This is a genomic window from Luteimonas marina (assembly GCF_007859325.1).
GTDB lineage: Bacteria > Pseudomonadota > Gammaproteobacteria > Xanthomonadales > Xanthomonadaceae > Luteimonas > Luteimonas marina.
On the sequence record NZ_VOHK01000002.1, the window covers coordinates 365,498 to 379,702 of the forward strand.

Genomic DNA, 14,205 nt, shown 5'->3' on the forward strand with positions numbered 1-14,205 from the left:
CATGCAGTGGTGCGGACCATGACGCGAAACTTCACGGCAGGCGCGCTGGCGGCGATGCTCGCCGGCGCCGCCGTGGCCGCTGCGCCCGACGCGCCCCGGTTCGCGCCGACGGACTGCCCGGCCTCGGTCGCCGACATCGCCGACTGCCACGCTGCGCGCGACGGCAACGGCGCCTGGCTGCTGGTCGCGATGCCGCGCGAGTGGAACCGGCGATTGCTGGTCCACGCCCACGGCGGCCCGCGGCTGGGCGCACCGAAGGACGGCGATTCGGCCGAGGACCTCGACCGCTACTCGGTGATGGTGCGCGACGGCTACGCCTGGATCGGCTCGACCTACCGTCGCGGCGGCTACGGCGTGCGCAGCGCCGCCGCCGACGTCGAGGAGAGCCGGCGCCTGTTCGTCGAACGCTGGGGCAGGCCCGAACGCACCGTGCTGCACGGCCAGTCCTGGGGCGGCAACGTCGCGGCGAAGACGGCCGAACTGCATGCGCTCGACCTCGACGGCCGCGCCAGCTACGACGCGGTGCTGACCACCAACGGCGTGCTCACCGGCGGCACCCGCGCCTACGGCTTCCGCGCCGACCTGCGCGCGGTGTACCAGTACTACTGCCGCAACCATCCTGCGCCGGGCGAACCGCAATACCCGCTGTGGCAGGGGCTGCCGGCCGGATCGAAGCTGGATCGCGGCGAGCTGCGCCGCCGCGTCGACGCCTGCACCGGCGTCGACACCGCGCCGGGCAAGCGCACGCCGGCGCAGGCCGCGCGCCTGGCCGACATCCTCGCGGTGACCGGCGTGGCCGAGCGGCAGCTGGTCGCCCACCTGGCCTGGGGCACCTTCCACTTCCGCGACCTCGTGCACAGGCGCCTGCACGACCGCAATCCCTTCGACAACACCGGCACCGTCTACCGCGGCTCGCGCGACGACGAGGCGCTCAACGCCGGCATCGAGCGTTTCGCCGCCGATCCCGACGCAGTCGCGACGCTGGCCTACGACGCCGACCTGTCCGGCCTGATCGTGCTGCCGACGCTGGCGATCCACGCCGCGCACGACCCCGTGGTGTCGTCGCAGGCGCTGGCCGCGTACCGGGCCACGGTCGAGGCCGCCGGCCGCGGCCACCTGCTGGCGCAGGCGAAGACCGACGAGCACGAGCACAGCCGGCTGCGCGATGCGACCTACCGCGGCGCATTGCGCGCGCTGGAGGCGTGGCTGGACACCGGCCTGCGCCCGGATGCGGCGGCGCTCCAGGCGACCTGCGCGGCCGCGCCCGGGGACCCGGCGGACTGCCGCTTCCTGCCGCCGTGAGCGGCGCGGCCGCGGCCGGGACCATGGCACGCCGGGATAGCGCTCACAGGCCGGCGCGCTGCGCTAGTACGAGGTTGCCGCGCCGCCGCAACGCGCGTGCAAGGCCCGCGCCGCGGCGAACGGCTAGAATCCACGTTCCGCACACGGCCAGCCCATGATGTCCGACGAGTCGTCCAACAGCACCGAAAGCGCGCAGGAATTCCGCCAGGCCGCGCTCGACTACCACCGCCTTGCGCCCAAGGGCAAGATCAAGGTCGTCGCGACCAAGCCGATGCTGACCCAGCGCGATCTGGCGCTGGCGTACTCGCCGGGGGTGGCCTATGCCTGCGAGGAGATCGCGGCCGACCCGAGCAAGGCCAGCGAGTACACCGCGCGCGGCAACCTGGTGGCGGTGATTTCCAACGGCACCGCGGTGCTGGGCCTGGGCGACATCGGCCCGCTGGCGGGCAAGCCGGTGATGGAAGGCAAGGGCGTGCTGTTCCAGAAGTTCGCCGGAATCGACGTGTTCGACATCGAGATCGACGAGCGCGACCCGGACAAGCTGGTCGACATCATCGCCTCGCTGGAGCCGACCTTCGGCGGCATCAACCTTGAGGACATCAAGGCGCCGGAGTGCTTCATCGTCGAGCGCAAGCTGCGCGAGCGGCTCAACATCCCGGTGTTCCACGACGACCAGCACGGCACGGCGATCATCGTCGGCGCGGCGGTGGTCAACGCGCTGGAGATCGCCGGCAAGGACATCGCGCAGGTGCGCGTGGCCACCACCGGCGCGGGCGCGGCCGGCATCGCCTGCCTGGACATGCTGGTGGCGTTGGGGCTCAAGCCCGAGCACATCACGGCTTTCGACCGCGGCGGCGTGATCCACACCGGGCGCGATGACCTGGACGAGGCCAAGCGCCGCTACGCGCGCGACACCGACCAGCGCACGCTGGCCGAGATCGTCGCCGGCGCCGACATCTTCCTCGGCCTGTCGGCCGGCGGCATCCTCAAGCCGGAGATGGTCGCGACGATGGCCGACAGGCCGATCATCCTCGCCCTGGCCAACCCCTACCCGGAGATCCTGCCGGAGGAGGCGAAGGCGGTGCGCCCGGACGTGATCATCGCCACCGGGCGCTCGGACTATCCCAACCAGGTCAACAACGCGGTCTGCTTTCCGTACATCTTCCGCGGCGCGCTGGACGTGGGCGCGACCGGGATCAACGAGGCGATGAAGCTGGCCTGCGTGAAGGCGATCGCGGCGCTGGCCAAGAGCGAGGCCAGCGACCTGGGCGCGGCCTACGGCGAGGAGATCCCGAGCTTCGGCCCGGAGTACATCATCCCGCGCCCGTTCGACCCGCGGCTGCTGACCCAGCTGTCGCCGTGCGTGGCGCAGGCGGCGATGGACTCGGGCGTGGCGACGCGGCCGATCGAGGACATGGCCGCCTACCGCGAGAAGCTGGGCCAGTTCATCTACCGCACGGGCCTGGTGATGAAGCCGGTGTACGACCGCGCCAAGGCCGACCGCCAGCGCGTGGTCTACGCCGAGGGCGAGGAGGAGACCGTGCTGCGCGCGGTGCAGACGATCGTCGACGAGGGCCTGGCCTTCCCGATCCTGATCGGCCGCCCGGACGTGATCGAGATGCGCATCCAGCGGCTGGGCCTGCGCCTGCGCATGGGCGAGGATTTCGAGGTCACCAACGTCAACGACGACCCGCGCTTCAACGACTACTGGCGCCACTACCATGCGCTGACCGAGCGCCGCGGCGTGACGCCCGACGCGGCCAAGGCGCTGCTGCGCTCGCGCACCACCCTGATCGCCGCGATCATGGTCGACCGCGGCGAGGCCGACGCGATGATCACTGGACTGGTCGGCCGCTTCCACAAGAAGCTCGGCTACATCCGCAGCGTGTTCCCGCTCGACCCGGGCGTGCAGAGCACCTCGGCGATGACCGGCGTGGTCAACGACCGCGGCCTGTGGTTCTTCGTCGATACCCACGTGCAGCCGGACCCGACGCCCGAGCAGATCGCCGAGAGCACCATCCAGGCCGCCTACCGGCTCAAGCTGTTCGGCATCGAGCCGAAGATCGCGCTGATGTCGCACTCCAACTTCGGCAGCCACGACGACCCGAGCGCGCGCAAGATGCGCCAGGTGCGCGAGATCCTGGCCAGGCGCGCGCCGAAGCTGGAGGTCGACGGCGAGATGCAGGGCGACACCGCCTGGGACGACAGCCTGCGCCGGCGGATCTTCCCCAGCACCACGATGGAAGGCCGCGCCAACCTGTTCGTGATGCCGAACCTGGACGCGGCCAACATCACCTACAACATGATCCGTGTGATGACCAACGGCGTCGCGCTGGGGCCGATTTTGATGGGCATCAACAAGCCGGCGCACGTGCTGACCCAGACCTCGACGCCGCGGCGCGTGGTCAACATGACCGCGATCGCCGCGGTCGAGGCGCAGATCCGCAGGCAGATGGAGGCGGAGCGGCGGGGCTGAGGCTGGCGCGCGGCCGCGGGGCGAGGCCCATGGGTCGGGTGGACAGTTCGGGATTTTCCCGGCAGATCACCTTGCCAGCAGCCGGCGCAGCAGGGCCGGCAACTCGTCCAGCTCGTCCTTGAGCAGCAGTCCATCGGCCGCGGGCGGCTCGTCGACCGGCGCCATCAGTGCGCCGGTCAGGAACACGAAGGGCAGCGCCGGATCATGCGCGCGCACCAGCGCCAGCGCCTCGGCGCCGGAGAATCCCGGCAGGTTGACGTCCGACACCACCGCCTGCGGCGCGAACGCGTCCAGCGCCGCGCGCAGCCCGTCGGCGGTCGACACCCGCCGGCATTCGACCGCCAGGCTGCCCTTGCGCAGCGCGAACTCGGCCAGTTCGGCGTCGTCGCGCGAATCGTCGACCAGCAGCACGCGCCACGCGTCCCGCGTGGGCGCGCCGTCCGCGCCGGCCTGCGTGGGCATGCGCGCTCAGTCCTTGTGCGGCGCTTCGTTGAGCACCGCCCAGAACCGTCCGAGCGTGCGCACCGCGTCGAAGAACTGGTCCACGTCCACCGGCTTGACCACGTAGGCGTTCACGCCCAGGTCCCAGCTGCGCGCGAGGTCGCTTTCCTCGCGCGAGGACGACAGGATCACGATCGGCAGCGCCTTGAAGCGATCCTCCTTGCGCAGCTCGGTCAGCACTTCCAGGCCATCCATGCGCGGCATCTTGATGTCGAGCAGCAGGACCGCCGGATCGCCCTCGCCACGGTCGGCGAACCTGCCGCGGCGCAGCAGGTAGTCCAGCGCCTCGACGCCGTCCTCGACGTGGACGATGGGGTTGGCCAGGTGGGCGTCGCGCAGGGCGTCGATCGCCATCTCGGCGTCGTGCGGACTGTCTTCGGCCAGCAGGATGGTGCGCAGTTCGGTCATGTCGAGCTCTCGTTCGGTCCAGGCATGTCGCCCATGACGGGCAGGGTGAAGTGGAAGGTGGCGCCGGCGCCGGGTTCTGCCTCGGCCCAGATGCGGCCGCCGTGGCGCGCCAGCACCCGGCGCACGCTGGCCAGCCCGATCCCGGTGCCCGGGAACTCGCTGGCCGCGTGCAGGCGCTGGAACACGCCGAACAGCTTGCCGGCATAGCGCATGTCGAAGCCGGCGCCATTGTCGCGCACCTGGAAGTGGTGCCCGTCGTCGGTGCGCTGGCAGGCGACCTCGATCCGCGCAGGCTCGCTGCCGCGGCTGTACTTGACCGCGTTGCCGAGCAGGTTCAGCCACACCTGGCGCAGCATGTTCTCGTCGCCCGCCACCACCGGCAGCGGCGCGACGCGCCATTCGATCGCATGGCCCGGGGCCTCGGTGGTGTTGTTCGAATCCAGCATCGCGCGCGTCTCGTCGACCAGCGACTGCATGTCCACCGTCTGCAGGCGCAGCGCGCTGCGGCCCAGGCGCGAGTACACCAGCAGGTCGTCGATCAGCGCCGACATGCGCCTGGCCGACGACACCATCACCTCGAGGTAGTGCTTCGACTTGTCGTCGATGCCCTCGCCCAGGTGGCGCTCGAGCTTGTCGCCGAAGCCGGCGATGTGGCGCAGCGGCGCGCGCAGGTCGTGCGAGACCGAATAGCTGAAGGCCTCCAGCTCGCGGTTCACGTCCGAGACCTGCTCGACCTTGCCCTCCAGCTGGCGGTTGAGCTCGCGGATCTGGCGGTCGCTGGCCTTCTGCACGCTGACGTCGCTGGCGGTGATCAGGGCCACGGCGTCGTCCCGGTCGGGCAGGGGCATCGGACGGGCGTTGATCAGCATGGTGCGCTCGACCTCGTCGGCGGTGCGCTGGACCTGCTCGTGGTCCCACAGCTCGCGGCCGCGCGCGAGCACGTCGCCCAGGCGCCGCAGGGTGCGCTCGTCGCGCCAGGCGCCGCCGCCGATGTCCGCGAGCCGCTGGCCGCGCGCGTCGCCCGACACGCCGTAGAGTTCGGCGAAGGCGGCGTTGTGCATCACCACGCGCAGGTCGTGGTCGGCGAGCACGATCGGTTCGCGCACGGTGTCGAGCACCACGCTGGCGCGCGCGCTGGCGCGCAGCGCGTCGTGCTCCGCGCGCAAGCGGTGCGACACCTGGCGCGTCGAGTACGCGAACAGTCCGCCGAGCAGCAGCAGCTGGGCGAACATCGCCGTCCAGGCGCCGATCCGGGTGCGCCGCTCCACGCGCTCGGCCCTTGCCTGGCGGATTGCCAGCAGGCGCTGTTCCTCGCCGATGATCGCGGTGATCAGCTCGTGGATCGGGTAGCGCGCCACCATCGCGTCGATCTCTGCGGCGGTCACGACCGTGTCCGAGTCGATGATGCTGTCGGCCCGGGCCTTGCGCAACACGATGTTGGATTGCAGCGCGTCGATGCGCCGTTGCTGGTCCGGATGGTCCCGCGTCAGGTGCTGGAGTTCCTGCAGCGTGGGCAGGAGCCGGGCGCGGCTCTCGCCCACGCGCGCGCGCAGCGCCGGGTTGTCCACGCCGGCCGCCAGCGACAGCGCCCCCGCTTCCAGGTTGCGCATGTCGGACGCCAGTGCGTGCACGCGCGCCTCCACCCGATAGCTGTGCGCAACCATCTCCTGCGCCGCGTCGTTGTCCTGCGCCGCGCCGCGCAGCAGCAGGAACGGCGTCACCACGATCAATGCGATCGCGAGCCCGAGCGCGGGCAGGCGCCAGTTCGACAGCGGTTGCGGCAGGGCGGAAGATGACATCGGGCGGTGCGGTTGGCGGATGGACGGTCGCGGTCCGGGCGGGCGGACCGGGCCGCGGACCTGCCGGCAGCCGACCGCCGCCCCCCGGTCCAGCGGTCGCCCATCTTGACACCGATCCGTGCACGCAGCGCGAAGGCAGTGCGGATGTCCCGGCGGACAACGCTGCGTTGCGGCCTCGCCGGACGAGCCCGCTGCTAGAATCCGGACTCTAAAACCCCCACGAACAGCGCGGCCGGCGGGCCGCGAGCGGAGCAAGGCGATGAACTGGCTGAACGACGTGCTGCAGAACGACCCCAACCCCACCGAGACCCGGGAGTGGATCGAATCGCTGAAGGCGGTCATCGACCACGGAGGGCCGGAGCGCGCGCACCAGCTGCTGGAGGACATGGTCGAACTGACCCGCCGCGCCGGCGCCCACCTGCCGTTCGCCCCGACCACCGAGTACATCAACACCATCCCGCCCCACCTGGAGCCGAAGATCCCCGGCGACCAGACCCTGGAGTGGAAGATCCGCTCGATCATCCGCTGGAACGCGATGGCGATGGTGGTGCGCGCCAACCGCAAGCCCGGCGACCTCGGCGGCCACATCGCCAGCTTCGCCAGCTCGGCCACGCTCTACGACGTCGGCTTCAACCACTTCTTCCGCGCCCCGAGCGCCGACCACCCGGGCGACCTGATCGCCCCGCAGGGCCACAGCTCGCCGGGCATCTACGCCCGCGCCTTCCTCGAGGGCCGCATCAGCGAATCGCAGATCGACCACTTCCGCATGGAGGTCGACGGCCGCGGCATCTCCTCCTATCCGCACCCCTGGCTGATGCCCGACTTCTGGCAGGTGCCGACGGTGTCGATGGGCCTCGGCCCCATCGCCGCGATCTACCAGGCGCGCAACTGGAAATACCTCGAACATCGCGGCCTGATGCCCAAGTCCGACCGCAAGGTCTGGTGCTTCATGGGCGACGGCGAGACCGACGAGCCCGAGAGCCTGGGCGCGCTGTCGATCGCCGGCCGCGAGGGCCTGGACAATCTCGTCTTCGTCATCAACTGCAACCTGCAGCGCCTCGACGGCCCGGTGCGCGGCAACGGCAAGATCATCCAGGAGCTGGAGAGCCAGTTCCGCGGCGCCGGCTGGAACGTCGTCAAGACCATCTGGGGCAGCTACTGGGACCCGCTGCTGGCCAAGGACCACCAGGGCCTGCTCAAGAAGGTGATGATGGAAACCGTCGACGGCGAATACCAGAACTGCAAGGCCTTCGGCGGCGCCTACACCCGCGAGAACTTCTTCGGCAAGACGCCGGAGACGCTGGCGATGGTCGCCAGCCTCTCCGACGACGACATCTGGCGCCTCAACCGCGGCGGCCACGACCCGCACAAGGTCTACGCCGCCTACGACGCGGCGATGAAGACCACCGGCCAGCCCACCGTCATCCTCGCCAAGACGGTGAAGGGCTACGGCCTGGGCAGCGCCGGCGAGGCGCTCAACCCCACCCACAACACCAAGAAGCTCGACGACGACGCGGTGCGCGCCTTCCGCGACCGCTTCAAGATCCCGGTCGACGACGACCAGCTCAAGGACGGCAACATCCCGTTCTACCACCCCGGCGAGAAGTCCGAGGAAGTGCAGTACCTGCTCGAGCGCCGCAACGCGCTGGGCGGCTTCCTGCCGCAGCGCCGGCGCAAGGCCGACGAGAAGATCGCCACCCCGAAGCTCGAAGCCTTCGACCGCCTGCTCAAGAGCACCGGCGAGCGCGAGATGTCGACCACGATGGCCTTCGTGCAGTCGCTCAACATCATCCTGCGCGACAAGCAGGTCGGCCCGCGCGCCGTGCCGATCGTCTGCGACGAGGCCCGCACCTTCGGCATGGAGGGTCTGTTCCGCCAGATCGGCATCTACGCCCCCGAAGGCCAGAAGTACAAGCCGGTCGACCGCGACCAGCTGATGTACTACCGCGAGGACTCCACCGGCCAGGTGCTGCAGGAAGGCATCACCGAGGCCGGCGCCTTCGCCTCGTGGATGGCCGCGGCCACCAGCTACAGCACCAACAACCTGCAGCTGCTGCCGTTCTACATCTACTACTCGATGTTCGGCTTCCAGCGCGTCGGCGACGCCGCGTGGCAGGCCGCCGACATGCGCGCGCGCGGCTTCCTGCTCGGCGGCACCGCCGGCCGCACCACGCTCAACGGCGAAGGCCTGCAGCACGAGGACGGCCATTCGCACCTGCTCTCGGGCGCCATTCCCAACTGCCGCAGCTACGACCCGACCTTCGCCGGCGAGGTCGCGGTGATCCTGCAGCACGGCATGAAGCGCATGATCGAGGAGCAGGAGGACGAGTACTACTACCTGACCCTGATGAACGAGAACTACCCGCACCCGGACCTGCCCGAAGGCGCGGCCGAGGGCGTCATCAAGGGCATGTACCTGCTCAAGGACGCCGGCAAGGCGAAGAAGGGCGAGCTGCGCGTGCAGCTGCTCGGCAGCGGCACCATCCTGCGCGAGGCCATCGCGGCGGCAGAGCTGCTGGACAAGGACTTCGGCGTCACCGCCGACATCTGGTCCTGCCCCAGCTTCACCGAACTGCGCCGCGACGGCTACGACGTCGAACGCTGGAACCGCCTGCATCCCGAATCCAGGCCGCGCAAGGCCTACGTCACCCAGTGCCTCGAAGGCCGCCAGGGCCCGGTGATCGCCGCGACCGACTACGTCCGCAACTTCACCGACCAGATCCGCGCCTTCATCCCGGCCACCTACACCGTGCTCGGCACCGACGGCTTCGGCCGCAGCGACACCCGCGCCAACCTGCGCCGGCATTTCGAGGTGGACCGCTACTACATCGCGCATGCGGCGATCGATGCGCTGGCGAAGGACGGGAAGATGACGGCGAAGGATGCGGCGCGGGCGATCAAGCTTTACAAGCTGGATCAGGAGAAGCCGAACCCGCTGGGCGCCTGATGCATCGAGGCCCGGATGCCCCTTCTCCCGCCAGCGGGAGAGGGTGCCGAAGGCGGGGAGAGAAGGCGGCCGAAAGGTCGCTTGCTTCCTGATTCGTCGCTTGTTCGAGTGGTGAACGCCCTGTGGTCGGCGACCCGGTCCAGGACGGATCACCGCCACCGACACCGGCGGCTGATGCGTTCAGCGCATTCCTGCCGTCCGTGTCTTCGTCTGTGCCTACGTTCGTGTCCCTACCCGTGTCCCCTACCCGTGTCATTTCGACCGCAGGGAGAAATCTCCCATCCGGCGCACGGAAAGAAGATTTCTCCCTGCGGTCGAAATGACAGGCTTTCTGGTCCGCAAAAGGGATCAGGTTCATTTTCCGGCGGCATCGCCGCTCCTGGGGCGACGCCTATCCCGCCAACTGTGCGAGGAACGTCGTCGCATCCAGCTGGCAATGGGCTTCGATGGCCCCGGGCAAGTTGAATACGCGCGGGCGCTTGCGGAAGTCGAAGACGCGATAGAGCTGGTAACGCTCAGCGTCGGCGTTGGAGCGAGCGAGTTCGTTGCGGGATACGAAGAAGGGTGTGAGTTCGCCGAAGGCAGTGGTCTTGACCTCGATCAGCCGCTCGCGGCCGCTGGTCTCGAACGACAGCACGTCGAAGCCGAGGCCATCGCCCTGTGTTTCAGACACCTGCTCGATGCGGTCGGCCAGCGCCTTGCGGCCGGCCGCATGCAGTCGCTGTGCCTCCAGTTCCATCACGAACAGTTCGCCCGCCTTGCCGAGTGAGCGGTTGTGCGATTCGCGGGCGAGGTAGTCGCGGCGTGCCGGGGAGAAGCGCGAGGCATACTGTGGCGGCGCTTCCCTCAGCCCTTGGGGTTTGGGTTTCGGTACCCAGGCCTGGGCATCGATCACGGCCTCGGCGACGGCTGCCGGTCGCGTCACCGCGTGTTCCGCCGCGGCTTGCAGCGCTGGCCTATTCCTTAGCTGCGTTTCCAGCACCTCCAGCAGCAGCAACTGGTAATTCTCCAGCGCCTTGTAGCCACCGACCGTGGGCCACTGCAACGCCTGCATCACCGCGCTGATGTTGCGGAACTTGTACTCGACCGAGGCCTTGCTGCGTCCATCGAGTAGCTGCATCAGCGCGCGGATCCGCGCGGACTTGTTGAACTGCTGGCCGTTGAGCTCAAGCTCCAGCATCTGCAGGTAGTCGGCTACGCATGCCTCTACCTCCACGCGAGACCAGTCTTCACCCGTCGCCACGTACCGTCCCCACCGTTTGGTCGTGCCAGGGTATCGGGCTTCGGGTTGTGTTGAACAGTGGTGGGAAAGGGCTGGCCAAAGCCCCGTTGCCTGCCCGGCCATGGAACGATCCCTTGCCCGTGGCTGCAACCGATCTCGCATCGCCCGCATCTTCCTGGGACCAGCGACCTCGCGAGCCTGCCGCCATGACCCGATCGATCGTCCTGTTCCTCCTGTGCTGCCTGCCGCTGCTGGCCGTCGCGCAATCCGCGCCGAAGCCGGCAGCCGATGCCGCCACGCCAGCCGATGACCCGTCCCGGCAGGCGCTGGACGCCTGGCTTTCGGCCTTCAACTCCGGTGAGCGAAAACCGCTGGAAGCCTTCCGCGACCGCTGGAAGCCGGACATGGACGTGGACCGGATGCTCGAGCTCCACGTGGAAACCGGCGGGCTCCGGCTGGTACGGCACGAGCCCTCGGAGCCGGGCACGGCGCAGGCGCTGCTGCAGGAGCTGGAATCGGACACGGTCGTTCGCATGGAGATGATCGTGAAGTCCGGGGAACCTGTGCGCTTTGGCATCCGACCGATCGATCCGCCGGAAGACCTGCGCGTGTCGCGCATGAGCGCGGGCGGGGCCATCGAAGCACTCATGGCGAAGGCCGACGAACAGGCGGCGAAGGACGCATTCTCGGGCGTGCTGCTGGTCGCGCGTGGCGACGAGGTGCTGCTGCAGCGCGCGTGGGGCCAGGCCGACCGTGCGGCCGGTACGCCGGTCGCGCTGGACACGAAGTTCCGCCTGGGCTCGATGAACAAGATGTTCACCGCCGTCGCCACGCTGCAGCTGGTGCAGGCCGGCAAGTTGTCGCTGGACGGGACGGTCGGCCAGTACCTGTTCGGTTATCCGAACGCGGAGGTTGCGAAGGCGACGATCCGGCAGATGTTGACGCACTCGGGCGGTACCGGCGATTTCTTCGGCCCCGAGTTCGACGCGCAGCGGCTGTCGCTGAAGACGCACGACGACTACGTCCGCCTGTTCGGCGCGCGCGGCCCGACGCATCCGCCGGGCACCGAGCAGCGCTATTCGAACTACGGCTTCCTGCTGCTCGGCGCGATCATCGAGCGCGTGAGCGGACAGTCCTACTACGACTACGTCGACGCGCACGTGTTCGCGCCCGCCGGCATGCACGACAGCGGCTCATTGCCCGAGGACGTGGCGGTTCCGGGCCGCGCGGTCGCGTACATGCGCAAGGAGGGCGCGTGGATCGACGCCGCCGACACCCTGCCTTACCGCGGCACGGCGGCCGGCGGCGGCTACAGCACCGCCGGCGACCTGCTGAAGTTCGCGCGTGCATTGCTCGCGGGCAAGCTGCTGTCGCCGGAGCTGCTGGCCGAGGCCACGCGCAACCAGACGCCGTGGTACGGCTACGGATTCATGGCGCGCGAGCAGGAGGGCGTGCGCATGTTCGGCCATGCCGGCGGCGCGCCCGGCATGAACGGTGATCTGCGCGTCTATCCGGACCTGGGCGTGGTGGTGGTGGGGCTGGCGAATGTCGATCCGCCTGCTGCGGATCGCCTTGTCGGCTACTACCTGTTGCGGATGCCGTTGCCGGTAAAGCCGGGAACCTGACTTCCAAGCACCCGACAACATGGACCCTGTCATCCCGGGCGCAGCGGGGGATCTGCGTTCGCGCGTCAGGTTCGGGCGACAAGCAGGGTCCCTCGCTGCGCTCGGGATGACATCCTGTCAGGTGTTCTTGATTTCCAATCAGGGTTGGCGTCGATGGCGGAGAGCAGGGGGCAAGGTCGACTTCTTCCGTCAGCGAGGACGGGTCGGGTTCACTTCCCGGGGGGCGCGTGATGTCGCAACAGCCGGCCGGCAATGCCGGTCCGCTCGCCGTCCTCGTAGGCAGGTACGCCATTGACCACCACCAGGTCGAACCCTTCCGCGCGTCGGAACGGATCGACGTAGTCGGCCCGCGCCCGTACCCGCGCCGGGTCGAACAGCACGAGGTCGGCCTTCGCGCCTTCGCGCAGGATGCCGCGGTCGGTCAGGCCGAGGATCGAGGCGGGCAGGCCGGTGGCCTTGCGCACGGCTTCCTCGATCGATACGCGCCGGTCGCGCACGACGAATTCCTCGATCCATTTCGCGAAGGTGCCGTGGCCGCGCGGATGGCGGGTGGTGGGTGAGCCGTCGGTGGCGATGGCCACGAACGGGTCCTGCATCAGTCGCGCCTGCAGCGCTTCGTCCATCACGAAGTGGGCGGCGCTGCCGCCGCGGGGGCCGAGCGAGAGCAGCACGTCGGGATACGCCTCTCCGGCGGCTTCCGCGACCTGGGCGAGGGTCTTGCCGGCATGGGGTCCGCTGCCGAACAGCAGGGCCTCGGGGCCGCCGCGACGGGTCATGCGCCATTCGAGGGCGTCGCGCAGTTCGGCGCGGCGGGCGGCGAGCACCTGCGCGTAGTCGGTCGGTGGCAGCGCCCATTCCGGGAACAGGATGGCGATGCCGGTGTAGCTGGCGGCGTAGGGATACATGTCCGCGGTCAGCGGCACGCCGGCGTCGCGCTGTCGCCGCAGTTCGGCGAGCAGGCGCTCGGCGCGGTCCTCGCCCTTGCCGTAGACAACCTTGAGGTGGGAGACGTGGGTGCGCGCGGGCCGGCTGGCTTCGATGTGCTCGCGGATCGCGTCCTCGACGCGGTCGTCGTCTTCCGAACGCATGTGGCTCATGGCGACGCCGTCGTGACGCGCGACCACGCGGCCGAGCGCGGCGAGTTCGGCGGTCGCGGCGTAGCGGCCGGGCACGTATTCGAGCCCGGTGGACAGGCCGAACGCGCCGGCGGCGAGGTCGGCTTCCAGCAGTTCGACCAGTCGCGCCATCTGCGCGGCGGAGGGTTGGCGGGTGCCGTCGTCGATGCCCGCGAGGCGGCGCAGCGTGCCGTGGCCGGAGGTGGTGGCGACGTTGATGTCGGGCGTCGCGCGTGACATCGCTTCGAACCAGGCGGGCAGGCCTGCGGTGGCATCTTCGCCGGCCGACGGGCTGCCGCCGTCCTGCCCCAGCACGATGGTGGTCGCGCCCATCGCGAGGTGGCTGGCGTAGGACTGTTCGAGCGGGTTGCCGTGCGCATGCAGGTCGATGAAGCCGGGCGCCAGCACGCGGCCGCCGCCTTCGACGATGCGCGCGCCGCGCGCCGAACGGGCCACGATGCGGCCGATGCGTTCGATGCGGTCGCCGCGCACCAGCAGATCGGCCGTGCGCGCGGGCGCGCCGGTGCCGTCGACCAGGCGCACGTCGCGGATCAGCAGTGCGGTCGTGGAGCTGGCGCGTGCGCCGGAAGGCAGGCAGGCCGATGCCGTGCCCGCGGCGATCGCGGCCAGGAACTCGCGTCGTGACCAGTGCATGCAGGAACTCCCGTCATCGCGTCGGTCCGCAGTATGGAAGCCGTCGCCGCGTGTCGCCAGTGGACGCGCGGCGTGCGCGGCAAGCATGTGGATCTCTCCGGATCCATTCTCCGAAGCCCGCGGCATACCGCAGGCGCGGCTTTCGGCCGCGGCCCC

Annotated in this window: 9 protein-coding genes; 4 read left to right on the top strand and 5 right to left on the bottom strand. The window is 69.8% G+C overall.

The features are described 5' to 3' along the window. The first annotated feature begins 18 nt into the window (after positions 1-18). Positions 19-1,302, top strand: coding sequence for an alpha/beta fold hydrolase (locus FQY83_RS05680; RefSeq protein ID WP_146385925.1), 1,284 nt, complete (start codon positions 19-21; stop codon positions 1,300-1,302). Positions 1,303-1,459: 157 nt separating this feature from the next. Beyond that, positions 1,460-3,778, top strand: a complete 2,319-nt coding sequence (locus tag FQY83_RS05685; RefSeq protein ID WP_146385927.1) for an NADP-dependent malic enzyme — start codon at positions 1,460-1,462, stop codon at positions 3,776-3,778. 66 nt (positions 3,779-3,844) lie between these two features. Here FQY83_RS05685 and FQY83_RS05690 read toward each other — a convergent pair whose 3' ends face one another. Genes FQY83_RS05690 through FQY83_RS05700 form a run of 3 tightly spaced genes read right to left on the bottom strand, consistent with a single transcriptional unit; the run spans position 3,845 to position 6,486 of the window. Next, positions 3,845-4,240 (bottom strand): response regulator, encoded by a 396-nt coding sequence (locus FQY83_RS05690; protein WP_146385929.1) that lies wholly within the window; start codon positions 4,238-4,240, stop codon positions 3,845-3,847. Positions 4,241-4,246: 6 nt separating this feature from the next. Beyond that, positions 4,247-4,687 carry a response regulator gene (locus tag FQY83_RS05695; protein ID WP_146385931.1) on the bottom strand — a complete coding sequence of 147 codons (441 nt, stop codon included), beginning with the start codon at positions 4,685-4,687 and terminating at the stop codon, positions 4,247-4,249. Next, entirely contained in the window at positions 4,684-6,486 is a 1,803-nt protein-coding gene (locus FQY83_RS05700) for a sensor histidine kinase (RefSeq protein ID WP_146385933.1), read from the bottom strand. The genes FQY83_RS05695 and FQY83_RS05700 overlap by 4 nt, the downstream gene beginning before the upstream one ends. Positions 6,487-6,745: 259 nt before the next feature. Between FQY83_RS05700 and aceE the strand changes: the two genes are divergently transcribed. Continuing rightward, the gene (gene aceE, locus FQY83_RS05705; protein WP_146385935.1) at positions 6,746-9,433 is read left to right on the top strand and encodes a pyruvate dehydrogenase (acetyl-transferring), homodimeric type; all 2,688 of its coding nucleotides are present in this window, start codon (positions 6,746-6,748) and stop codon (positions 9,431-9,433) included. Positions 9,434-9,824: 391 nt separating this feature from the next. Here aceE and FQY83_RS05710 read toward each other — a convergent pair whose 3' ends face one another. Continuing rightward, positions 9,825-10,676 (bottom strand): protein NO VEIN domain-containing protein, encoded by an 852-nt coding sequence (locus tag FQY83_RS05710; RefSeq protein ID WP_202878159.1) that lies wholly within the window; start codon positions 10,674-10,676, stop codon positions 9,825-9,827. 185 nt (positions 10,677-10,861) lie between these two features. On the opposite strand from FQY83_RS05710, the gene FQY83_RS05715 reads away from it, so the two are divergent. Next, a complete protein-coding gene (locus tag FQY83_RS05715; protein ID WP_158636440.1) occupies positions 10,862-12,280 on the top strand; it encodes a serine hydrolase domain-containing protein in 1,419 nt (472 codons plus the stop codon). 209 nt (positions 12,281-12,489) lie between these two features. On the opposite strand, the gene FQY83_RS05720 is transcribed toward FQY83_RS05715, so the two are convergent. Beyond that, the gene (locus FQY83_RS05720; protein ID WP_146385941.1) at positions 12,490-14,049 is read right to left on the bottom strand and encodes an N-acyl-D-amino-acid deacylase family protein; all 1,560 of its coding nucleotides are present in this window, start codon (positions 14,047-14,049) and stop codon (positions 12,490-12,492) included. Positions 14,050-14,205 lie beyond the last annotated feature (156 nt).